The sequence below is a fragment of the Stenotrophomonas maltophilia group sp. RY12688 genome (assembly GCF_052149045.1).
GTDB lineage: Bacteria > Pseudomonadota > Gammaproteobacteria > Xanthomonadales > Xanthomonadaceae > Stenotrophomonas > Stenotrophomonas sepilia.
Map to the genome: position 1 here is coordinate 2,761,512 of NZ_CP197389.1, position 21,734 is coordinate 2,783,245.

A 21,734-nucleotide genomic window follows, 5' to 3' on the forward strand; every position below is an offset into this window, starting at 1 on the left:
GCATCAGGGTTCCTGCGCCAGGTCGAGGGCGGCGCCAATCACCGCATTGTCGCTTGGAAGCCCGAACATTGCTGCCCCTGCCAGTGGCGTGTAGGTGTCGGCGCCACAGACGCGGCGCAGCGGCAGGTGACCAAAGCCGGCCTCGACCAGTGCCGTGACCACGCCCTCACCCACTCCGCCGCTGTGGCGGCCTTCGTCCAGCACCAGCACCCGCCGCGCGCTCGCGGCCTGGGCCGCGATGAAGCCGGCATCCAACGGTACCAGCCAGCGCAGGTCGACCACCCGCACCTGCCAGCCCAGCTGCTGCTCGATCGCCCGCGCCGCGCGCAACCCCATCGGCACGCCATTGCCATAGGTGTAGATCACCAGGTCTCCGGCCTCTGGTGCATACACCCGGCCCTCGCCCGGCACCAGCGCCTGGCCCTGTGCCGGGTAGTCGAACAGCCACTGGCCATCCCCTGCTTCGTGCAGGTCCTTGCTCATGTACAGCGCGATCGGCTCCAGGAACACCGCCACGCGCCCATCCACCCGCGCCAATGCGGCCAGCGTGCGCAGCATCATCACCGCATCGTCACCGCGCGAGGGGCAGCCGACCACCAGCCCGGGGATGTCGCGCAACGCGGTGATCGAGTTGTCGTTGTGGAAGTGCCCGCCGAAACCCTTCTGATAGCCCAGCCCGGCCACCCGCACCAGCATCGGGTTGCGGTACTGGTCGTTGGAGAAGAACTGCAGCGAACAGGCTTCACCACGCAGCTGGTCGATGGCGTTGTGCAGGTAGGCCAGGTACTGGATCTCCGGAATCGGCAGCATGCCCAGGTTGGCCAGGCCCTGCGCCATGCCCAGGATCATGGTTTCATCCAGCAGCGTGTTGAACACCCGGCGTGGACCGAAGCGGCGCAGCAGATCCTTGGTGACGGTGTAGACACCGCCCTTCTGAGCCACGTCCTCGCCGAACAGCAGGCTCTGCGGATACTTCGCAAGCAGTTCCAGCAGGCCGTGGTTGATCTGGATCGCGAGATGCCGTGGCGCCTGTCGTTCCGGCAAGGCCTCGGTACCGCCATAGAGTGCCTCGCGCGCTTCGTCGGCGACCTCGCGCCGGGCTTCGGCCTGCACCGCTGCGGGCGTATAGGGTGCCAATGGCGCCATGACCTCCTGCAGCGACTGCAGCTTCGCACTGCCTTCGGCATCGGCAGCGGCGGCCATGCAGCGCGCGCGCATCGTCTCGTAGGCCACTTCGATGGCGGCTGCATCCATCCAGCCCGATTCCAGCGCGATCTGCGCCGAGCGCAACAGCGGATCCTGTGCCTCGGCCGCGCACAATTCCGGCAATGCACGCCATTCCACCTCGAAGTCGGTGCCGGCGTGGCCCATCAGGCGCGTGGTGCGCAGATGCAGGAAGGTCGGTCGCCGCGTCCGCCGGCAGTGGTCCACTGCGGCCTGCACCTGGGCGTGCCCAGTGGCCAGGTCGAGGCCATCGGCAAAGAAATAGTCCAGCCCTGGCTGGTGGCTGAAGCGCTCGGCAATCCAGCCGTCCGGCGTCTTCACCGAGATGCCCAGCCCGTTGTCCTCGCAGACGAACAGGATTGGCGCCGGCAGTCTCTGGTAGGCCGCCCACATCCCGGTGTTGAATGCGGTCTGCGCAGTGGCATGGTTGGCCGAGGCGTCGCCGAACGAGCACAGCACGATGCTGTCGGCCGGAATGGGAAGCGCATGGCCCAGCCGCTTGCCACTCTCGATGGCCAGCGCGGTGCCCAGCGCTTTCGGCAGGTGCGAAGCGATCGTCGAGGTCTGCGGCAATACCCACAATGGCTTGCTGCCCCACACCTTGTGCCGGCCGCCACTGGCCGGGTCATCGGCGCTGGCCGCGAATGAAAGCGCCGCATCGCGCAACGGGTCGATGCCCGGCACCTGGCGCGAGCGCTCTACCATGAAGGCGCCGGAGCGATAGTGCAGGAATGCGGGGTCGGTATGCCGGCAGGCCCGCGCCAGCAGCGCGTTGCCTTCATGGCCGGACGACCCGATGGTATAGAAGACCTTGTTCTGCACGCGCAATACGCGCGCCATCAGGTCCAGCTGGCGGCTGGCCAGCTGGGAATCGAACAGCTCACCGAAGGCCGCAGCGCTGAGCGAGCTGCCCGGCAGGATCGGCGCGTCCGGTGCAGGACGTGCGCGCGGTGTGCCTCGCCAGCCACGCACCGCGTCGAGGAAATTGGCGTCGCACACTTCGGCGCGGTTGAGCACGCGCATGCGCGCAGGAATCGGATCTGGGACCACAGCAAACATCGAACACCCTCCGTGTCGTTGTTGCATTCCACCCGGCAACGCCGGGCGCTACCCTGTGGGATCAGGCAGCCTCGAAACGCGCGCGCACCTCGGCGGTCACCGCTGGCATCGCCACGAAGCGCGGCTGCGCGCGCACGCGCTGCAGCCAGGCGCGCACTTCCGGGAAGGGCGCCAGGCTGATGCCGCCCTCGCCTGCGACGTCGGTATAGGCGAACAGCGCAATGTCGGCGATACCGTATGCGCTGCCGGTGAACCACTGCGCTTCGCGCAGGTGCTGCTCCATCACCGCCAGCGCGGTGGCGGCGCGCTCGTGCAGGCGTGGCAGTTCAGCACGGCGCGGTGAATCGGGCGGTGTCCAGCCGCGGATGAAGCGCGCTACCGCCACGCATGGCTCGTGCGTGTACTGCTCGAAGAACATCCAGCTCAATGCCTGCGCGCGTTCCCAACCGTCGGTAGGCAGGTAGGGCGTCCCTTCGGCCAACCAGAACAGGATCGCATTGGATTCAGTCAACACGCGGCCATCGTCGCGGACGATCAACGGCACCTTGGCGTTGGGATTGAGCGCAAGGAACTCGGCGGTGTGGGTCTGGCCATGGGCACTGTCCACTTCCACCCAGCGGTAGCGGCTGCCGAGCTGCTCCAGCAGCAGGCGGACCTTGTGGCAATTGCCGGACACCGACATGCCATGCACCGTCAACGGGACGCGCTCTTCCACCATTGCCTGCTTCCTCGGATCCGGCCGGCGGCCAGCTGCACGCAGTCTGGCAAGCCCGCCGGTGAATGCCAAGCGCGGATGCAGCATGGCAACACGGTAACGCTGGCCGCTGGCCGGCAATCGCACGAATCCTGCCACATCGAGGTTGCCGGCCAGCGGCCGGCACTACCGGCAACGCTCAGCGCACGCGCTGCCGCCACTGTTCTCGCGACTGGCCCCAGATCTGCATCGGCTTGTCGTTGTACGGCGGCGGCAGCTCTCCCATGCGCAGCAGCGTGCTGCCCAGCTTGCGCGCGACCGCCCTCGAGTTGTCGTTGTTCTCGGCGATGGTGTGGATCACCTCGTCCCAGCCCAGCGTGTCAAATGCCCAGTCGATGGCAGCAACCGCCGCTTCCGGTGCATAGCCCCGGCCCCAGCTGGCATGCCGAATACCCCAACCGACCTCGGTTCCAGGCCAGTCCTGCGGCTGCCACGGTCCCATCCGGCCGATCCAGTCACCGCTGGATTTCTCGATCACGCTGAACATCGAGAAGCCGAACAGCTGCCAGGCGCCGGCCAGGCTGCAGAAGCCGCGCCATGCCACCGAGGGCGGTTGAACACCCCCCAGGGTGCGCATCGTTTCCTCGTCGGCACAGAATGCCAGGTACGGTTCGTAGTCCTCGCGCAGCAGCGGGCGCAGGATCAGCCGCTCGGTTTCCAGGCGCAGGTCGAAGATGCTCATGCCGACTCCTTGTCGAAGGGGGGCATCCATCATGGTCGATTCCCTTTCCCCACGGATCAATGCCCGTGCGCACAACGAAACGGGCCGGCATGAGCCGGCCCGTCGGGTGCAGCAGGGTGTTCTGGATTACTGGCGCGTGGCCGCAGTGGCGCCGGCAGCAGCGGTCTGCGTGACCAGCTGGCCATCGACCACCGGCAGGCGATCGCTGGCCGGCTTGTTGTCCATGCGCACGGTCTTCTCGGCGCCATCATAGCGATAGGTCACGTTGTAGCCCTTCACCACATCATTGGTACCCATGGCGATGCGGCTGCCCGGCTTGCTGGCCATGCGCATGGTGCCGGTGGTGCCGTCTTCGTTGCGATAGGTCACGTTGTAACCGGTGACGCGGCTCGACTCGGACGTTGCGGTTTCGGTGTGGCACTGGCGCTCGGTACGATTGACCACGCGGCCGCCCACATGGCGCTTGTCGATCTGGTTGCCGATGAAGCCACCGGCCACCGCACCGGCTGCGGTCGCGGCCTTCTTGCCGTTGCCGCCACCGACCTGGTTGCCGAGCAGGCCACCCACCACCGCGCCGACCACGGTACCGCCGACGTTGCCATCACGCTCCGGCAGGCGTTCCTGCACCGTCACGTCCTGGCAGACCTCGTGCGGAGTCTGGGTGGTGGAGGTCTCGCGCACCGGATCGGTGCCGATCACGGTGGCATAGGCCTTCTGCTTCTCGGTGATCGGGTCGACCTTCAGCACATCGGCATATTCCAGCCCGCGCGGCGCGGACGGGTCAAGCTTGTCACCACGTACGCCATCGTCGGTGGCGTTGCCATCGACCAGGCGCGACTCGCCATTGGGGGTTGCGGCGCTGATGGAGTCGGGCGAGCGGTCGCCACTCTTCATGAAGGCGGCAGTGGCGATGCCACCAACCAGCAGCGCGCCCGCTGCGACCAGGACAGTTGTAGTTGTGCTTTTCATGACCTGCTCCTTGCGGACCATCCGCAACGTTCTCGGGACAGATTGCAGCACGCGCTGCCTGAACGGAATCTCCACATTTCCTGCTCATTGCTGTAACCCATTCAGCATCGGGAAATGCAGGGCCCGTGGTAGCGTTTGCATATTCCCCACGAGGATCCCCGCCATGGCCAACCCGATGCTGCTGCCAGTACTGCAATGGGCGCGCCGGCTGCGCTACCCCACCCTGTTCAAGCTCACCGCCGGCCTGTTCGTGCTGACGCTGTTCATCCCGGACCCGATCCCGTTCATCGATGAGCTGGTGCTGGGCTTCGGCACGCTGCTGCTGGCGAACTGGAAGAGCCGCAACGCCACCACGCCACCGCCGCTGGAACAGCGTTGAGCGTGCTGGTCGACAGCCACTGTCATCTCGACGCGAGCGCGTTCGACCCTGACCGTGCCGCGGTGATCGAGCGGGCGCAGGCCGTGGGTGTGCGCCAACAGGTGGTGCCAGCGGTCACCGCTGCCAGCTGGCCGAAACTGCGCGAGGTCTGCCAGCAGGCGCCCGGGCTGTACCCGGCCTTCGGCCTGCACCCGATGTTCCTGGCCGATCACCAGCCTGGGCACCTGCCACTGCTGCGCGAGTGGATCGAGCGCGAACGCCCCTGCGCGATCGGCGAATGCGGCCTCGACTTCTTCGTCGAAGGACTGGATGCCGAGGCTCAACAGGCGTATTTCATCGGCCAGCTGGAACTGGCCCGAGAATTCGATCTGCCGGTGATCGTGCACGCGCGACGCGCGGTGGATGCGGTGATCGCCGCGATCCGTCGCGTCGGCGGCCTGCGCGGCGTGGTGCACAGTTTTTCCGGCAGCCCCGAACAGGCCGCGCAACTGCACAGGCACGGCTTCCTGCTGGGCCTTGGCGGTCCGCTGACCTACGAGCGGGCGCAGCGCCTGCAACGGCTGGTACGCGGGATGCCGCTGGAGCAGCTGCTGCTGGAAACCGACGCGCCCGACCAGCCCGACGCAGGGGTCCGCGGCCAGCGCAACGAACCGGCACGGCTGGCAACCATTGCCCGGCACGTGGCCGCGCTGCGCGGAATGGAGCTGGAGGCCCTGGCACAGGCCACGACAGAGAATGCACGGCGGCTGTTCGCGCTGCCGGCAATGTGACGGCGGGGGCCCGACCTTGGCCGGCACGCTGTAACGACGGCGACGAACCCGATGCCGGCCAGCGGCCGGCACCACCGTCACGCGTCGGCGTAAGCCTCGGCCACCTCGGTTTTCGCCTTCTTCGGCTCCAGCAGCATCTCAAGCGCCTTGCCCACCGCCGCAAAGGCGAACGCGCCGGTGATGTGGGTCGCCGCGCCCAGACCGGCGCCGCAGTCCAGCTTCAACGCCGCATCGGCACCCAGGTTCGGACGAATGCCGCAGACGCTGCCATCGGCCTGCGGGTACTTCACATTCTCCAGCGAATACACCGCCGGCACGCCGAAATAGCGCTTGGCGTTCTTCGGGAAGTTGAACTCGCTGCGCAGCTTCTTGCGGATCAGCGCCAGCATGGCGTCATGCTCGGTGCGCGAGACATCGCGGATACGTACCAGGGTCGGGTCGGTGCGGCCACCGGCAGCGCCGATGGTCAGCAGCGGCAGCTTGCGGCGGCGGCACCAGGCGATCGTCTCGACCTTGACCCGGAAGCTGTCGCAGGCATCGATCACCAGATCGAACCCGCGGTCCAGCAGCTCAGCCATGTTGGACATCGTCAGGAATGCCTGCACGGCATCGACGTCGATCCCCGGATTGATCGCACGGCAGCGCTCGGCCATCGCCTCGGCCTTGTTGCGCCCGTAATTGCCTTCCATCGCCGGCAGCTGCCGGTTGGTGTTGGACACGCAGATGTCGTCGGCATCGATCAGGGTCAGATGACCGACCGCCGAACGGGCCAGCGCCTCCACCACCCACGAGCCGACGCCGCCCATGCCGACCACCGCCACGCGGCTGCCCTGCAGGCGCTCGAGCGCACCCACGCCATACAGCCGTTCGATGCCGGCAAAGCGTTGTTTGACCTGTTCGTTCATCGGGCTATTTTAACGTGCAGGTGCCAGCGCCCAAAGCACGCCGGCGTCGAACCCACCGTTGCACGCCCGGAGAGCCCGCATGAACGCCAGCCCGCCCCGCCGCCTGTCCCCTGCCCATCGCTACCTGTTCGTACTGTGCCTGGGCCTGCTGATCGGCCTGGTCGCCACGGTGATGGTAGGCCGCGCCCTGCAGGCGCGTCGCGACCCGTTCCCGGACAGCCTGATGCAGGTGATGCAGCGGCAGTCGCAGCTGCTGCAGCGGGCCCAGCAGCAGAACCGCTGCAGCCTGGCCGACAGCGTGCCGCGGCTGCAGGCGCTACGCCTGTTGTCCAATGACCTGGACCTGGCGTTTCCCGGGCTGAAGGACAGCACGCAGTTCCAGCAGCACGCCAGCCGACTTCGCGGCAACCTCAACACGGCGCTGGCTGCACCGCCAGGCGACTGCAGGGCCTTGGCCCAGCTCGTGGAAACGCTGCAGGCCGATTGCCGGGCCTGCCACCAGGATTTCCGCTGAGGCGCGTTCATCCTGCAGCCGGGCATCGGGTGCGTGGTTGGCGCGTTGTTCACGTTCGAAGGGAGAGGATTCGTCCACCCTGCTGCATGACGCAGTACCACCCAACATACCCGCCTTCACGGCCAGGAGACGCCCCATGAAGATCCAGCTCATCGCCGCCAGCGCCATCGCTACCCTCGCGCTGGCCGGTTGTGCCACCTCGCCCGGTTACAGTGGCGGTGGTTACAACAACGGCTACAACAACGGCGGCTACGGCAACAACGGCGGCTACAACCAGGGCCGCTGCGCGGACTGTGGCATCGTCACCCGCATCAACACCGTGCCCTCGGGCCGCACCGCGCCCAGCGCGACCGGTGCGATCCTCGGCGGCATCGTTGGCGCCGTGGCCGGCCATGAAATCTCCGACCACACCGGTGGCAGCCGTGGCAACAAGAACATTGCCGCCGCTGCAGGCGCGGTCGGTGGCGCCCTGGCCGGCAACCAGATCCAGAAGAATGTGACCAGCGATACCTACGACATCAGCGTGCGCATGGATGATGGCCGCACCATCGTGGTCAACCAGCGTGACCTGGGTGGCATCCGTGAGAACACCTATGTGCGCGTGGTCAACGGCAAGGTCATCCTGCGCTGACCTGCAGCGGGCCAAAGGCAAAGAAAAAGGCCCGCTTGCGCGGGCCTTTTTTCATGCCGACGGACGGCAGGTGTTACATCGGCTGGACCTTGTCAGCCTGCAGGCCCTTCTGGCCCTGCACGACTTCAAAGCTCACACTCTGGCCTTCCTTGAGGCTCTTGAAGCCCTGGGTCTCGATGGCGCGGAAGTGCACGAACACGTCCTCGCCATTCTGCCGGCTGATGAAGCCGAAGCCCTTCGCATCATTGAACCACTTTACCGTACCGGTCTCGCGATCAGCCATCTCACTAACTCCCTTTGACTCTCTCTTGTTGTTGGAAACGCCTGGTGGGCGGCTGACAAGCAAGGGGGAAGCGAGGTGCATCGATGCAGCGGATCGGGAAGATCTTGCTTCATCAGGCCACGATCCACGGTGACCTTGCCAAGCTCAGCGACTGCAACTTAACCCGGCCAAAACGAAAAAGCAACTGGCAAAATCTTTCACTGTCAACCCCAAAACGGACTCCATACGGGACAGCATGGGACTCTCATTCATCTTGTATCTGCTAGCGGTCATTTTTGTCCTGATAGGCATCGCCGGCATCATCCTGCCGGCCCTCCCGGGCATCCCGCTGGTGTTCATCGGACTGCTGCTGGCCGCCTGGGCCGACGGCTTTGCCCACGTCGGCTGGCCTACCCTGGTCGCGCTTGGGGTACTGACCCTGCTTTCGCTGCTGGTGGACGTGCTGGCCACGGTGGTCGGCGCGCAGCGTGTCGGTGCCAGCCGCAAGGCGCTGTGGGGAACCTTCGTCGGCAGCATCGTCGGCCTGTTCTTCATGCCCATCGGCCTGTTCGCCGGACCGCTGGTCGGTGCCCTGCTCGGCGAGTACTGGCACACCCGCGAACTCGGCCGCTCGACCAGGGTCGGTCTGGCCACCTGGCTCGGCATCCTGCTTGGCCTGGCACTGAAACTGGCGGTTGTGATCGCGATGCTGGGCCTGTTCGCGTTCGCCTGGTTCTTCTGAGCCACCGGGCCTTCACGCCACGCGCACGCTGTGACCGTGCATAAACCGTGGGGCTGGCCGCGATCCGGCACAGCCGCCACACTGTGTGATTCCCGAATTCATCGAAGGGCCTGCTGCAATGACCCTCCCCACGCTGTCTCCCCGTCTGGCGCCGCTGGCGCTTGCCCTGGCCAGTGCACCGCTGGCTGCGCAGGAGTTCGCGCCTACCGCCGATACCTCACCGGCCGCCTGCGCGGCAATTACCACCGACGCGGCCCGGCTGGCCTGCTATGACCGCCTGTTCGGGCATACCCCGGAGGCTACCGCCGCCGCTGATGCTGCCGCCGAAGCGGCTGCACAGGCCCGCCGCGAAGAACGGCAGACCGCGCGCGTGAGCCAGGGCGAGGAAAAGCTGCGCGAGCGGGTGAGCGACCTGTTCCGCCCGGCGACGCCGGACAGCGCGCTGGCCAACGCCGGCCGCGGTTCGCTGCTGGACAGCCGCTGGGAACTGGCCGAGGACTCCAAGCTGGGGCCGTTCCAACTGCGCGCCTACAAGCCGGTGTACCTGCTGCCCGCCTTCTGGACCAGCGATCGCAACACCATGCCGCACTCGCCGAACCCGGCCAACAGCGTAACCACCCCGCAGGTACTCGACAGTGCCGAGCTGAAGTTCCAGATCAGCTTCAAGACCAAGATCGTCGAGAACCTGTTCGGCGACAACGGCGACATCTGGGCCGGCTACACCCAGAGTTCGCGCTGGCAGGCCTACAACAGCGAGGATTCGCGCCCGTTCCGCGAAACCAATTACGAGCCGGAAGTGATGATGGTGTTCCGCAACGGCTACTCGATCGGTGGCTGGCGCGGGCGCATGACCGGCATCGCGCTGAACCACCAGTCCAATGGCCGCGCCGACCCGCTGTCACGCAGCTGGAACCGGGTCATGCTCAACATCGGCCTGGACCGCGAGAACTGGGCGCTGGTGCTGCGTCCCTGGTACCGCATTCCGGAAAGCCGCAGCGAAGACAACAATCCGGACATCGAGGATTACATGGGCCGCGGCGACGCCACCCTGACCTGGAACCGCAATGGGCATGAGGTCTCGCTGATGGCGCGCCATTCACTGCGCACCGGAAGCCGTTCGCACGGTGCGCTGCAGCTGGACTACGGCTTCCCGATCAGCAACCTGCTGCGTGGCCATGTGCAGGTCTTCGACGGCTACGGCGAAAGCCTGATCGACTACAACCACAAGGCCACCTACGTGGGTGTGGGCGTGTCTCTGCTGGAGTGGTTCTGATGGACGTGACGATCTGGCACAACCCGGCCTGCAGCAACTCGCGCGGCGCACTGAAACTGATCCGCGATGCGGGCTTCGAGCCGGTGGTGATCGACTACCTGGGCAACCCGCCGGACGCAGCCACGCTGCGCCAGGTACTGGCCGAATCCCGGCTGCACGCACAGGAACTGGTACGCAGCAAGGAGGCGCTGTTCGCCGAACTGGGCCTGGACGGCGCCGACGACGCCACGCTGCTGGCGGCGATGAGCGAACATCCCCGCTTGATCAATCGCCCCGTGGTGCGCACGACCAAGGGCACGCGGCTGTGCCGCCCACCGGAAACAGTGCTGGAGATCCTGTAACCCGGAAAAGGGGACGGAGGGAATTAAGTCGTTTGTGCACAGACGACTTAATTCCCTCCGTCCCCTTTTTTGGTTACCGCCAGTCGGTGATGCCTTCGCGGCGGTAGACCTCGGCGAACGCCGGGCGCGCCTTCATCGAGGTGGCATGCGCCTTGAGCACCGGCCAGGTGTCACTGGGCCTGGGCATGTTGCGCGACCAGCGCATCAGCATCACCAGCATGTAGTCGACCACGCAGGGCGTGGCGCCCAGCAGGTACGGGCCGTGCGCCTGCAGGTGAGCGGCAACGTGCTGCCAAGCCGCTTCGAGCCGCTGACGCGCCCTCTCGCGGCTGGCCTCGACGTTCGCCTGGCCGGCCATTTCATGCGGATAGAACCAGGCCCGATAGGCCGGCTGCAGCGTATTGGCACACCAGAACATCCAGCGGTAGGCATCGCCACGCTGCGGCGTGCCCGGTACCGGGAGCAGGCCGGCCTCCGGGTGGCGATCGGCCAGGTACAGGGCGATGGCCGCCGCTTCGGTCAGTACCAGGCCATCGATCAACAGTGTCGGCACCACACCGGCCGGATTGAGCGCCAGGTACTGCGCCGACTTGTGCTCGCGCGCGTCGAAATCCAGCAGCACCAGTTCATGCTCGATGCCGAGCTCGATCAGCAGCCAGTGCACGACCAGCGCGGCGGTACTGGTCGAACCATACAGCGTGGTGCTCATGCGGAAGATCCTGTGCGGGTGGATCAGCCGATTATGCGCCCACGCGCGCGATCATGGCTCAGCCGCAGCTGCTCATGCAGGAATCCCGGCGCTCGCCACAGGACATCATCGGCGCGCGCATCGCGCAGTCGTGCGTCTTCAGTTCGCAGGCACGGCGCAGGTCCGGATTGTCCACGTCCTTGCAGCGCTTGTCCGGCGCCGGCACCACCTGCTGCTCGCAGTTGCTCTGGCGGCTGCCGAGGGAGTCATTCTGCGCCATGCAGCTGCGATAGCCGGCCTGGCACTGCACGCGGCATTGCGCCGATGCGGGGAAATCCGCGCCTTCGTACGACGCCGGGGTGCTGCAACCGGCCAGGGCCAGCAGCACGCCTACCACGATGAACCGATGCAGGGCCATGGACACGTCCTGTGCGAGGGTGTTCCGACCGTAGCAGAACAACCGCTACCGGAACATCAATATTTTTGCCCACACAACAACGGCGCCACAGGGGCGCCGTTGTCTGGTCCGGGATGAAGGGCTTACTCCACAACCACCGGAATCTTGCCGATGCGGGCCTGCCATTCGCGCGGGCCGGTCTTGTGCACCGATTCGCCGGTGGAATCCACCGCCACGGTCACGGGCATGTCCTGCACGGTGAACTCGTAGATCGCTTCCATGCCCAGGTCGGCGAAGCCAACGACCTTGGCCGCCTTGATCGCCTTGGACACCAGGTAGGCCGAACCACCAACGGCCATCAGGTAGGCCGACTTGTGCTTCCTGATCGCCTCGATGGCGGCCGGGCCGCGCTCGGCCTTGCCGACCATGCCCAGCAGGCCGGTCTGTGCCAATACCTGCTCGGTGAACTTGTCCATGCGGGTCGCCGTGGTCGGGCCGGCCGGGCCCACCACTTCGTCGCGCACCGGATCGACCGGGCCGACGTAATAGATGAAGCGGCCCTTCAGGTCGACCGGCAGTTCCTCGCCCTTGTTGAGCATGTCGACCATGCGCTTGTGCGCGGCATCGCGGCCGGTCAGCAGCTTGCCGTTGAGCAGCAGGGTCTGGCCCGGCTTCCAGCTGGCCACGTCCTCTGGGGTGATCGTGTCCAGGTCCACCCGGGTGCCCTTGGACGCGTCATAGGTCAGTTTCGGCCAGTCTTCCAGCGACGGCGGGTCCAGCATCACCGGGCCACTGCCATCCAGGGTGAAGTGCGCATGGCGGGTGGCGGCGCAGTTCGGGATCATCGCCACCGGCAGGTTGGCCGCATGGGTCGGATAGTCGTTGATCTTGATGTCCAGCACAGTGGTCAGGCCGCCCAGGCCCTGCGCACCGATGCCCAATGCATTGACCTTCTCATACAGCTCCAGGCGCAGCTCCTCGATGCGGTTGGAGGCACCACGGGCCTGCAGCTCGGTGATGTCGATCGGTTCCATCAGCGCCTCCTTGGCCAGCAGCATCGCCTTCTCGGCGGTGCCACCGATGCCGATGCCGAGCATGCCCGGCGGGCACCAGCCGGCGCCCATGGTCGGCACGGTCTTCAGCACCCAGTCGACGATGGAGTCGGACGGGTTGAGCATGGCGAACTTGGTCTTCGCTTCCGAACCACCGCCCTTGGCGGCAACGATGACGTCGACCTTGTTGCCCGGCACCACCTTGACGTTGACCACACCCGGGGTGTTGTCCTTGGTATTGATCCGCTTGCCGGCCGGATCAGCCAGCACCGAGGCGCGCAGCTTGTTGTCCGGATGCATGTAGGCGCGGCGAACGCCTTCATTGGCCATGTCTTCCACGCCCATGGTGGCGTCATCCCAACGCACGTCCATGCCGATTTCCAGGAACACGGTGACGATGCCGGTGTCCTGGCAGATCGGACGGTGGCCTTCGGCGCACATCCGCGAATTGATCAGGATCTGGGCCATCGCTTCCTTCGCGGCCGGCGACTCCTCGCGCTCGTACGCGGCGGCGAGGTTCTTGATGTAGTCGACCGGGTGGTAGTACGAGATGTACTGCAGCGCGTCGGCGATGGACTGGATGAGGTCTTCCTGCTTGATCGATGTCACGGCTTGCTCGCTTGCTCGAGGCTGGCGGGGGTAATCCGCCCATTTTACCCCCTCCCCCGGCCCCGGGGTGGTAGTGCCGGCCGCTGGCCGGCAAGATTCCCCCCGACGCTCTGTCACGCCACGCGCCACTGCGGCGTCCTTGCACACATGAACGCCGAAACCGTTTTCCAGACCCACCGCCCGCGCCTGATGGCGCTGGCCTATCGCCTGCTCGGCAGCCGCGCCGACGCCGAAGACGTGGTGCAGGACGCCTGGCTGCGCTGGTCCGGCGCCGATCCTGCCAGTGTCCGCGATGCAGAGGCCTGGCTGGTCACCACCACCACCCGGCTCGGCCTGGACCGCCTGCGAGCGGCCAAGCGCGAGCGTGTCCACTATGTCGGCCCATGGCTGGCCGAACCGCTGGCGGTCACCCTGGAGCCTGACCCCGCGCCCGGCCCGGCCCAGCTGCATGCGCTGGCCGACGAGGTCTCGGTCGCCTTCCTGACCCTGCTCGAACAGCTCGGCCCCGAAGAACGCGCCGCCTTCCTGCTGAAGGAGGCCTTCGACCACGACTACCGTGAGATCGCCGACCTGATCGGCCACAGCGAAGCCAACTGCCGGCAGCTGGTGCACCGTGCCCGGCAGCGCCTGCAGGCCGGACGGCCGCGCTTCAACGCCGACGCCATCCAGCACCGGCAGTTGCTGGCGCGCTTCATGGATGCCTCGCAGCGCGGCGACAGCGAAGCGATCCAGGCCCTGCTGCACGCCAATGCGGTACTGGTCTCCGACGGCGGTGGCGTAGTCACTGCGGCGGTACGGCCCCTGCTGGGCGCCGAACGCATCGGCCGCCTGTTCTGGGCCATCGCCCGCCGCGGCGCGGCGCATCCGGCGCAGCTGGGCTACGTCAACGGCGAACCGGCGATCCTGCGTTTCCAGGGTGACCGCCTGCACTCGATCACCACCATCGAAGTGGTCGATGGTCGCATCGCCAACGTGTACAGCGTGCTGAATCCAGAAAAATTGCCGAAGGTTGTCACGCACCACGACGCTGCGGCGTCCTTGTGATGAAAGGCGGCCATCGTGGCCGCCGTGGAGCCCACGATGTCCGATCACACCTTCCCCCGCGTCCCCTACACCCGCCTGGCCGCCGAGGCCTTCAAGGGCCTGCTGGCCACCAGCCAGGCGGTGCATGACAGCTCGATCGACCCGACCCTGATGGAACTGGTGTTCCTGCGCGTGTCGCAGCTCAACGGCTGCGGCTACTGCATGGACATGCACGGCACCGCGCTGCGCAAGGGTGGCATCGAGCCGCGCAAGCTGGACACCCTGCCCGCCTGGCACGAAAGCCGCTTCTTCGATGCGCGCGAACGCGCAGCACTGAGCTGGGCCGAGGCGCTGACCCGCTTGACCGACGGAGCGCCGTCGCAAGCGGCGTTCGATGCACTGGAACCGCACTTCGATGCGAAGGGCATCAGCGACCTGAGCATGGGCATCGCGGTGATCAATGCCTGGAACCGGCTGGGTGTGGGGCTGCTGCCACCGCTGCCGTAACGGAGAGCGGGGTCGGATCCCTTCGCATGGCGAAGGGCTCTGACTCCGAGGCGCGGTGGCGGGATCAGAGCCCTTTGCGCTGCAAAGGGATCTGACCCCATATGACCCCATCTGCACGCCGTGCGCGCGCACAATGGCGGCATGCCTACTGCCGCCGCGAAGAAACCCAGCCTGCGCCAGCGCTTCAGGGCGATGCGCAATCTGCCCCCCTTCCTGCGCATGGTCTGGAAGACCAGTCCGGCGCTGACCCTGGCCAGCCTGGGGCTGCGCCTGATCCGTGCGCTGCTGCCGGTGGCGATGCTCTACGTCGGCAAGCTGATCATCGACAGCGCCCTGCACCTGAGCCAGCACGATGCCGGCTTCCCGCCGCTGGGCGAGGCGCTGTCCAGCGGCCTGCTCAATCCACTGCTGGGCCTGCTGGCACTGGAATTCGGCCTGGCCATCGCCTCGGACCTGCTCGGCCGGCTGGTCAGCTACGCCGACGCTCTGCTTTCCGAACTGTTCGCCAACGCCACCAGCATCCGCCTGATGGAACACGCCGCGACGCTGGACCTGGAGGATTTCGAAGACCCGGACCTGCAGGACAAGCTGGACCGTGCGCGGCGCCAGACCATGGGCCGGATGAACCTGATGAGCCAGCTGTTCGGCCAGGTGCAGGACGCGATCACCGTGGCCAGCCTCGCCGTCGGCCTGCTGGTCTACGCGCCGTGGCTGATCCTGCTGCTGGCGCTGGCACTGGTGCCGGCCTTCATCGGCGAATCGCACTTCAACGCGGCCGGCTACAGCCTCAACTTCCAGTGGACGCCCGAGCGCCGCCAGCTCGACTACCTGCGCCAGCTGGGCGCCAGCGTGGAAACGGCCAAGGAAGTGAAGATCTACAACCTGCACCGCTTCCTGGTGGAGCGCTACCGGCGCCTGTCGGTGGCATTGTTCCAGGCCAACCGCGCCCTGGCACGGCGCCGCGCGTTCTGGGGCACGCTGCTGGCTGCGCTGGGCACGCTGGGGTATTACACCGCCTACGCCTACATCGCATGGCGCACGGTGCGTGGGGACTTCTCGATCGGCGACCTGACCTTCCTCGCCGGCAGCTTCCTGCGCCTGCGCCAGCTGCTGGAAGGCCTGCTGATCGGCTTTTCGCAGGTGGCCAGCCAGGCGCTGTACCTGGATGACCTGTTCTCGTTCTTCCAGATCCAGCCGGAAATCCACTCGCGCGATGGGGCCGTGCGCGTGCCGCAACCGATCCGCCAGGGCTTCGTATTCGAGAACGTCGGCTTCCGCTACCCCGATGCCGAACAGTGGGCGGTGCGTCACCTGGATTTCCAGCTGCACGCCGGCGAAGTGCTGGCCCTGGTCGGCGAGAACGGCGCCGGCAAAACCACCCTGGTGAAGCTGCTGGCGCGGCTGTACGAACCGGACGAAGGCCGCATCCTGCTCGATGGCCGCGACCTGCGCGATTACGACCTGGATGACCTGCGCGCCAACCTCGGGGTGATCTTCCAGGACTTCGTGCGCTACAACCTCAGCGCCGGCGAAAACATCGGCGTCGGCCAGGTCGAGGCGATGGACGACCAGGCACGCATCGCTGACGCGGCGCGACGCGGCATGGCCGAGGAAGTCATCGACGACCTGCCCGGCGGCTACGACCAGCAGATCGGCCGCCGCTTCAAGCAGGGCGTGGACCTGTCCGGTGGCCAGTGGCAGAAGATCGCCATTGCCCGCGCATGGATGCGCAATGCGCAGGTGATGATCCTGGATGAGCCAACGGCAGCGCTGGATGCCCGCAGTGAGTTCGAGGTGTTCCAGCGGTTCAGGGAACTGGCGGATAATCGCACCGCAGTACTGATTTCCGACCGCTTTTCCTCGGTACGCATGGCCGACCGCATCCTGGTGCTGGCCGATGGCCGGATCGAGGCCAGCGGCACCCATGCGCAGCTGATGGCGCAGGGCGGCCGCTATGCCGAGCTGTTCGAGCTGCAGGCGGCGGGTTACCGCTGAGAACGCCTCTCGTTCCGCCCAATGAGAACTTGTCTCATTTGAGATAGAATTACCCCCGACGACTTTCGATAGATACGCCCATGTCCTCCGCTTTCGGCGCCGAAACGGTGCTTGAGGTCCGTCACTGGACCGATGCCTACTTCAGCTTCACCACCACCCGCGACAGCGGCTTCCGCTTCGAGAACGGCCAGTTCGTGATGATCGGCCTGGAAACCGAGGCGCGACCGCTGCTGCGCGCCTATTCCATTGCCAGTGCCAACTGGGAAGAACAGCTGGAGTTCTTCAGCATCAAGGTGCAGGACGGCCCGCTGACCTCGCGCCTGCAGCACATCAAGCCGGGCGACAAGGTACTGGTCGGCAAGAAGCCCACCGGCACCCTGCTGATCAGCGACCTGCATCCCGGCAGGAACCTGTACCTGCTGGGCACCGGCACCGGCCTGGCGCCGTGGCTGTCGGTCATCAAGGACCCGGAAACCTACGAGCGCTTCGAGAAGGTGATCCTGTGCCACGGCGTGCGCTACGAAAAGGACCTGGCCTACCGCGATTACTTCGAGAGGGAACTGCGTGAGCACGAGTTCCTCGGCGAGATGATCGGCGACAAGCTGCTGTACTACCCGGCCGTCACCCGCGAGCCGTTCGCCAACCAGGGCCGCCTGACCCAGCTGATGGAGAGCGGCGAGATGCAGCGCACCCTCGGCCTGCCGGAACTGAGCCCGGAAAACGACCGCGCGATGATCTGCGGCAGCCCGCAGATGCTGGCCGACCTTCGCACCGTGCTCGATGCCCGGGGTTTCCAGGTTTCGCCGCGCATCGGCCAACCGGGCCACTACGTGTTCGAGCGCGCGTTCGTCGAGAAATGATGCTGCAACGGCAGTGCCGGCCGCTGGCCCGCGCTTCCTGGCACCATGGGATTGCCGGCCAGCGGCCGGCACTACCTCACAGCAGCGCTTCGATCGCGCTGCGCAACTGCTCCGGCCTGGTGGTGGGCGCATGCCGCGACACCACCTGCCCCTGGCGATCGACCAGGAACTTGCTGAAATTCCACTTGATGCGGGCACTGCCGAGCAGGCCACGCTTTTCGTGCGTCATCCAGGCCCACAACGGATCAGCGCCCTCGCCGTTGACCTCGATCTTCTCCGACAGCGGAAAGCTGACCGGATAGTCCAGCGAACAGAACTGGCGGATCTGCGCCGCGCCCCCCGGCTCCTGCGCACCGAACTGGTTGCACGGGAAGCCGATCACCACCAGGCCGCGCTCGCGGTAGTCCTGCCACAACTGTTCCAAGCCGGTGTACTGCGGGGTGAAGCCACAGCGGCTGGCGACGTTCACCAGCAGCAACGGGTGGCCCTGATAACGGGCCAGCGCCTGCGGCTGGCCGTCGAGGTCACGGAAGCTGAAATCGTAGGCGCTGGTCATGATGGCGGGCCGTGGGTGGTGAATGCATGGTACCCGCGCCCGGAGCCGGCAACATGCCTTTTGACACAAGTGCGGGCGCCGCCGGCCGGGTTACCCTCGGGCCCTTGTTTGCCTTACCGGAGTCCCTGCCTTGACCACCCGCCTTGCCCTTGCCGTGGCCATGTCCCTCGGCCTTGCCCTGCCCGCCTTCTCGGCCAGCGCCGTCACCCCGTCTGCCAGCACCCATGCCCAGCAGGCCAATCCGTTCTTCGCCGAAAGCCCGCTGCCCCTGCATTATCCGCAGTTCGACAGGATCAAGGACAGCGACTTCGCCCCGGCCTTCGACGCCGGCATGGCGCAGCAGCTGAAGGAAGTGGAGGCCATCGCCAACAACAAGGCCAAGCCGACCTTCGACAACACCATCATCGCCCTGGAAAAAAGCGGTGACATCCTCGACCGCGCGACCACCGTGTTCTTCAGCCTGGTCGGCGCCGATACCAACGACACCCGCAAGAAGCTGCAGGCCGACTACTCGGCGAAGTTCGCCGCGCACAGCGATGCGATCGCGCTGAACGGCAAGCTGTTCGCCCGCATCCAGGCGCTGTATGACACCCGCAGCCAGCTGGGCCTGGACGCCGAAGGCGTGCGCCTGGTCGAGAAGTACTACGACAACTACGTGCGCGCAGGCGCCAAGCTGTCCGAGGCCGACAAGGCCAAGCTGAAGGAGATGAACGCCGAGCTGGCCAACCTCGGCACCAAGTTCAGCCAGAACGTGCAGTCGGAAGTGAACGCTTCGGCAATCACCGTCGACGACGTCAAGGCGCTGGACGGCCTGTCCAAGGAGCAGATCGCCGCCGCCGCCGAAGCCGCCAAGGCCCGCGGCCAGGACGGCAAGTACGTGATCACCCTGCTCAACACCACCGGCCAGCCGCCGCTGACCAACCTGGCCAACCGCGCCCTGCGCCAGAAGATCTACGAAGCGTCGGTCAGCCGTGGCAGCCGTGGCGGTGAGTTCGACAACACCGCGCTGGTCTCGCGCATCATGCAGCTGCGTGCCGACAAGGCCAAGCTGATGGGCTTCCCGAACTTCGCCGCCTACAACCTGACCAACCAGACCGCCAAGACCCCCGAAGCGGTCAACGCAATGCTGGGCAAGCTGGCCCCGGCCGCGGTGGCCAACGCCAAGCGTGAAGCCGCCGACCTGCAGGCGATGATCGACCAGGAACAGAAGGCCGCCGGCAAGCCGACGTTCAAGCTGGAACCGTGGGACTGGGCCTTCTACAGCGAGAAGGTGCGCCAGGCCAAGTACAACTTCGACGAGTCGCAGCTGAAGCCGTACTTCGAAATGAAGAACGTGCTGGAGAACGGCGTGTTCTACGCCGCGGGCCAGGAATTCGGCCTGACCTTCAAGCAGCGCACCGACCTGCCGGTCTACCACGATGACGTCACCGTCTACGACGTGTTCGACGCCGACGGCAGCCAGCTGGCGATCTTCATCTTCGACCCGTATGCACGCGCCTCCAAGCGCGGTGGTGCGTGGATGAACTCCTACGTCTCGCAGTCCAAGCTGACCGGCTTCAAGCCGGTGGTCGCCAACCACCTGAACATTCCGAAGCCGCCGGCCGGCCAGCCGACCCTGCTGACCTGGGACGAGGTGAACACCACCTTCCACGAGTTCGGCCACGCCCTGCACGGCATGTTCTCCAACGTGAAGTACCCGTATTTCTCGGGCACCTCGGTGCCGCGTGACTTCGTCGAGTTCCCCTCGCAGGTCAACGAGATGTGGGCTGACAACCCGGTCATCCTGAAGAACTACGCCAAGCACTACCAGAACGGTTCGGCGATGCCGCAGGCGCTGCTGGACAAGGTGCTGGCGGCGGCCAAGTTCAACCAGGGCTTCGCCACCACCGAGTACCTGGGTGCGGCCATGCTGGATCAGCGCTGGCACCAGATCGGCCCGGACCAGGTGCCGGCGGCCAAGGACGTGATGGCCTTCGAGCGCGCCGCGCTGGAGAAGGACGGCATCTACTACGCTCCGGTTCCGCCGCGTTACAAGACCCCGTACTTCAGCCACATCATGGGCGGCTATTCGGCCGGCTACTACGCCTACATCTGGTCGGAAGTGCTCGATGCCAACACCCAGAAGTGGTTCAAGGACAATGGCGGCCTGAGCCGCAAGAACGGCGACCACTTCCGTGCCACCCTGCTGTCCAAGGGCGGCAGCGTCGACGCGATGCAGCTGTTCCGCGATTTCGCCGGCCACGAGCCGCAGATCGAACCGCTGCTGGAAAAGCGTGGCCTGACCGGCGCCGGCAACTGATCACCTGCGCGGTAGCGTGAAACGAAAACCGCCCGGGAGACCGGGCGGTTTTTTTGTTGTGGTTGGGGTCAGAGCCCTTTTCTGTGAAAAGGGATCTGACCCCGGGGTCTCCGACCCCGCGCTGGCTTCATCGTGGCGCCACGTACCCACCCGGCACGCCTTCCGGCGACAGCACCAGCTGCCACAGTTGCGCGTGCCGGCAGCGGAAGGTGGCCATCGACCCGGCCAGGTAGAAGCGCCACATGCGGCGGAAGTGCTCGTCGTAGCGCGCATCCAGCCGTGGCCACGCCGCCTCTACGTTGCGCCGCCAGGCCTGCAGGGTCAGGTCGTAGTCGGTGCCGAAGTTGTGCCAGTCTTCCAGCACGAAACGGCCTTCGAACGCCCGGGTGATCTGCGCCGCCGACGGCAGCATCGAGTTGGGAAAGATGTAGCGCGCGATCCACGGATCGGTGCGATGCCGGGAGATGTTGGTGCCGATGGTGTGCAACAGCAGCAGGCCGCGCTGCGACAGGCAGCGCTTGGCCACCTCGAAAAAGCCCGCGTAGTTCTTGTCACCGACGTGCTCGAACATGCCGATCGAGAAAATCGCATCGAACGGTTCGTCCAGCTCGCGATAGTCCTGCAGTCGGATCTCGATCGGCAGGCCCGCGCACAGGTTCCGCGCGAACTCGGCCTGCTCCTGCGAAATCGTCACGCCGACGCCACTCACACCGTAGCGCTCAGCGGCGAACTTCAGCGCTTCGCCCCAACCGCAGCCGATGTCCAGCACGCGCTGGCCCGGGCGCAGGCCCAGCTTTCGGCAGACCAGGTCGAGCTTGGCTTCCTGTGCGGCGTCGAGATCATCGGCGTTGCGCCAATAGCCGCAGCTGTAGACCAGGCGCTGGCCCAGCATGGCCTGGTAGAGATCGTTGCCCAGGTCGTAATGACGGCGCCCGACCTCGTAGCTGCCCTGCCCCGCCTGCAGGTTGAACAGGCGCGCCTTCAGCGCATCGGCCACTTCGCGCCAGCCGTGCACCCGTTCATCCAGGTGCGCCTGCATCAGGTGGGCGAGGAATTCATCCAGGACGTTCGCATCCCACCACCCTTCCATGTAGCTCTCGCCCAGGCCGAGCGAGCCTTGGCCCATGACCCGCGCGAAGAAGCGCGGGTCATGCACCTGGATGTCCTGTGGCTGGGTACCGCCGATGCGGACCCCGGCTTCGTGGAGCAGGCCGGCGACCCGCTCCTGCAACCCTGTATCCAC

The 21,734-nt window shown here is 66.2% G+C and carries 23 protein-coding genes; 12 read left to right on the forward strand and 11 right to left on the reverse strand.

Features of this window, described 5'->3' with window-relative positions:
- Positions 1-3: 3 nt before the first annotated feature.
- The 4 genes from ACS0OT_RS12980 to ACS0OT_RS12995 all read right to left on the reverse strand — a co-directional run bounded on the left by ACS0OT_RS12980 (position 4) and on the right by ACS0OT_RS12995 (position 4,688).
- On the reverse strand, positions 4-2,283 hold the full coding sequence (locus tag ACS0OT_RS12980) for a transketolase C-terminal domain-containing protein (protein ID WP_442255848.1): 2,280 nt from the start codon (positions 2,281-2,283) through the stop codon (positions 4-6).
- 61 nt (positions 2,284-2,344) lie between these two features.
- On the reverse strand, positions 2,345-3,001 hold the full coding sequence (locus tag ACS0OT_RS12985; protein ID WP_032954328.1) for a glutathione S-transferase family protein: 657 nt from the start codon (positions 2,999-3,001) through the stop codon (positions 2,345-2,347).
- A gap of 175 nt (positions 3,002-3,176) precedes the next feature.
- On the reverse strand, positions 3,177-3,719 hold the full coding sequence (locus ACS0OT_RS12990; protein ID WP_005417537.1) for a GNAT family N-acetyltransferase: 543 nt from the start codon (positions 3,717-3,719) through the stop codon (positions 3,177-3,179).
- A 126-nt stretch (positions 3,720-3,845) separates the two neighbouring features.
- The gene (locus ACS0OT_RS12995) at positions 3,846-4,688 is read right to left on the reverse strand and encodes a glycine zipper 2TM domain-containing protein (RefSeq protein ID WP_065178309.1); all 843 of its coding nucleotides are present in this window, start codon (positions 4,686-4,688) and stop codon (positions 3,846-3,848) included.
- A gap of 163 nt (positions 4,689-4,851) precedes the next feature.
- Here ACS0OT_RS12995 and ACS0OT_RS13000 point away from each other — a divergent pair, with 163 nt between their 5' ends.
- Together ACS0OT_RS13000 and ACS0OT_RS13005 are read left to right on the forward strand one after the other, a co-directional pair.
- The gene (locus ACS0OT_RS13000) at positions 4,852-5,067 is read left to right on the forward strand and encodes a DUF6116 family protein (protein ID WP_005417541.1); all 216 of its coding nucleotides are present in this window, start codon (positions 4,852-4,854) and stop codon (positions 5,065-5,067) included.
- Complete coding sequence (locus ACS0OT_RS13005; protein WP_138952032.1) at positions 5,064-5,837, forward strand: TatD family hydrolase; 774 nt, start codon at positions 5,064-5,066, stop codon at positions 5,835-5,837. Before ACS0OT_RS13000 ends, ACS0OT_RS13005 begins: the two co-directional genes overlap by 4 nt.
- A gap of 77 nt (positions 5,838-5,914) precedes the next feature.
- Here ACS0OT_RS13005 and ACS0OT_RS13010 read toward each other — a convergent pair whose 3' ends face one another.
- Positions 5,915-6,742 (reverse strand): tRNA threonylcarbamoyladenosine dehydratase, encoded by an 828-nt coding sequence (locus tag ACS0OT_RS13010; RefSeq protein WP_065186068.1) that lies wholly within the window; start codon positions 6,740-6,742, stop codon positions 5,915-5,917.
- Between the two features lie 79 nt (positions 6,743-6,821).
- On the opposite strand from ACS0OT_RS13010, the gene ACS0OT_RS13015 reads away from it, so the two are divergent.
- The gene (locus tag ACS0OT_RS13015) at positions 6,822-7,256 is read left to right on the forward strand and encodes a cytochrome c (RefSeq protein ID WP_005417544.1); all 435 of its coding nucleotides are present in this window, start codon (positions 6,822-6,824) and stop codon (positions 7,254-7,256) included.
- A 136-nt stretch (positions 7,257-7,392) separates the two neighbouring features.
- Positions 7,393-7,887, forward strand: coding sequence for a glycine zipper 2TM domain-containing protein (locus tag ACS0OT_RS13020; protein WP_005417545.1), 495 nt, complete (start codon positions 7,393-7,395; stop codon positions 7,885-7,887).
- Between the two features lie 73 nt (positions 7,888-7,960).
- Here the strand turns inward: ACS0OT_RS13020 and ACS0OT_RS13025 are convergent, their stop codons facing one another.
- Positions 7,961-8,170 carry a cold-shock protein gene (locus tag ACS0OT_RS13025; RefSeq protein ID WP_005417546.1) on the reverse strand — a complete coding sequence of 70 codons (210 nt, stop codon included), beginning with the start codon at positions 8,168-8,170 and terminating at the stop codon, positions 7,961-7,963.
- Between the two features lie 235 nt (positions 8,171-8,405).
- On the opposite strand from ACS0OT_RS13025, the gene ACS0OT_RS13030 reads away from it, so the two are divergent.
- The 3 genes from ACS0OT_RS13030 to arsC all read left to right on the forward strand — a co-directional run bounded on the left by ACS0OT_RS13030 (position 8,406) and on the right by arsC (position 10,505).
- On the forward strand, positions 8,406-8,891 hold the full coding sequence (locus tag ACS0OT_RS13030; RefSeq protein WP_005417547.1) for a DUF456 domain-containing protein: 486 nt from the start codon (positions 8,406-8,408) through the stop codon (positions 8,889-8,891).
- A gap of 118 nt (positions 8,892-9,009) precedes the next feature.
- A complete protein-coding gene (locus ACS0OT_RS13035) occupies positions 9,010-10,164 on the forward strand; it encodes a phospholipase A (RefSeq protein WP_005417552.1) in 1,155 nt (384 codons plus the stop codon).
- Entirely contained in the window at positions 10,164-10,505 is a 342-nt protein-coding gene (arsC, locus tag ACS0OT_RS13040) for an arsenate reductase (glutaredoxin) (protein ID WP_005417554.1), read from the forward strand. Before ACS0OT_RS13035 ends, arsC begins: the two co-directional genes overlap by 1 nt.
- A gap of 73 nt (positions 10,506-10,578) precedes the next feature.
- Here the strand turns inward: arsC and ACS0OT_RS13045 are convergent, their stop codons facing one another.
- The 3 genes from ACS0OT_RS13045 to ACS0OT_RS13055 form a co-directional block, all read right to left on the reverse strand.
- Positions 10,579-11,214, reverse strand: coding sequence for a glutathione S-transferase family protein (locus ACS0OT_RS13045; RefSeq protein ID WP_005417555.1), 636 nt, complete (start codon positions 11,212-11,214; stop codon positions 10,579-10,581).
- 58 nt (positions 11,215-11,272) lie between these two features.
- Positions 11,273-11,611, reverse strand: a complete 339-nt coding sequence (locus tag ACS0OT_RS13050; RefSeq protein WP_005417563.1) for a hypothetical protein — start codon at positions 11,609-11,611, stop codon at positions 11,273-11,275.
- A gap of 122 nt (positions 11,612-11,733) precedes the next feature.
- Entirely contained in the window at positions 11,734-13,251 is a 1,518-nt protein-coding gene (locus ACS0OT_RS13055; protein ID WP_005417564.1) for a fumarate hydratase, read from the reverse strand.
- A 147-nt stretch (positions 13,252-13,398) separates the two neighbouring features.
- Between ACS0OT_RS13055 and ACS0OT_RS13060 the strand changes: the two genes are divergently transcribed.
- From ACS0OT_RS13060 to ACS0OT_RS13075, 4 genes are all read left to right on the forward strand, one after another.
- The gene (locus tag ACS0OT_RS13060) at positions 13,399-14,295 is read left to right on the forward strand and encodes an RNA polymerase sigma-70 factor (protein WP_065178295.1); all 897 of its coding nucleotides are present in this window, start codon (positions 13,399-13,401) and stop codon (positions 14,293-14,295) included.
- A 36-nt stretch (positions 14,296-14,331) separates the two neighbouring features.
- Positions 14,332-14,781 carry a carboxymuconolactone decarboxylase family protein gene (locus ACS0OT_RS13065; protein ID WP_442255849.1) on the forward strand — a complete coding sequence of 150 codons (450 nt, stop codon included), beginning with the start codon at positions 14,332-14,334 and terminating at the stop codon, positions 14,779-14,781.
- A 141-nt stretch (positions 14,782-14,922) separates the two neighbouring features.
- The gene (locus ACS0OT_RS13070) at positions 14,923-16,776 is read left to right on the forward strand and encodes an ABC transporter ATP-binding protein (RefSeq protein WP_442255850.1); all 1,854 of its coding nucleotides are present in this window, start codon (positions 14,923-14,925) and stop codon (positions 16,774-16,776) included.
- Positions 16,777-16,856: 80 nt separating this feature from the next.
- Entirely contained in the window at positions 16,857-17,636 is a 780-nt protein-coding gene (locus ACS0OT_RS13075; protein ID WP_005417572.1) for a ferredoxin--NADP reductase, read from the forward strand.
- A 76-nt stretch (positions 17,637-17,712) separates the two neighbouring features.
- On the opposite strand, the gene ACS0OT_RS13080 is transcribed toward ACS0OT_RS13075, so the two are convergent.
- The gene (locus ACS0OT_RS13080; RefSeq protein ID WP_065186066.1) at positions 17,713-18,192 is read right to left on the reverse strand and encodes a glutathione peroxidase; all 480 of its coding nucleotides are present in this window, start codon (positions 18,190-18,192) and stop codon (positions 17,713-17,715) included.
- 130 nt (positions 18,193-18,322) lie between these two features.
- Between ACS0OT_RS13080 and ACS0OT_RS13085 the strand changes: the two genes are divergently transcribed.
- Positions 18,323-20,491 carry a M3 family metallopeptidase gene (locus tag ACS0OT_RS13085; RefSeq protein WP_065186065.1) on the forward strand — a complete coding sequence of 723 codons (2,169 nt, stop codon included), beginning with the start codon at positions 18,323-18,325 and terminating at the stop codon, positions 20,489-20,491.
- 127 nt (positions 20,492-20,618) lie between these two features.
- On the opposite strand, the gene cfa is transcribed toward ACS0OT_RS13085, so the two are convergent.
- Complete coding sequence (cfa, locus tag ACS0OT_RS13090; protein WP_065186064.1) at positions 20,619-21,734, reverse strand: cyclopropane fatty acyl phospholipid synthase; 1,116 nt, start codon at positions 21,732-21,734, stop codon at positions 20,619-20,621.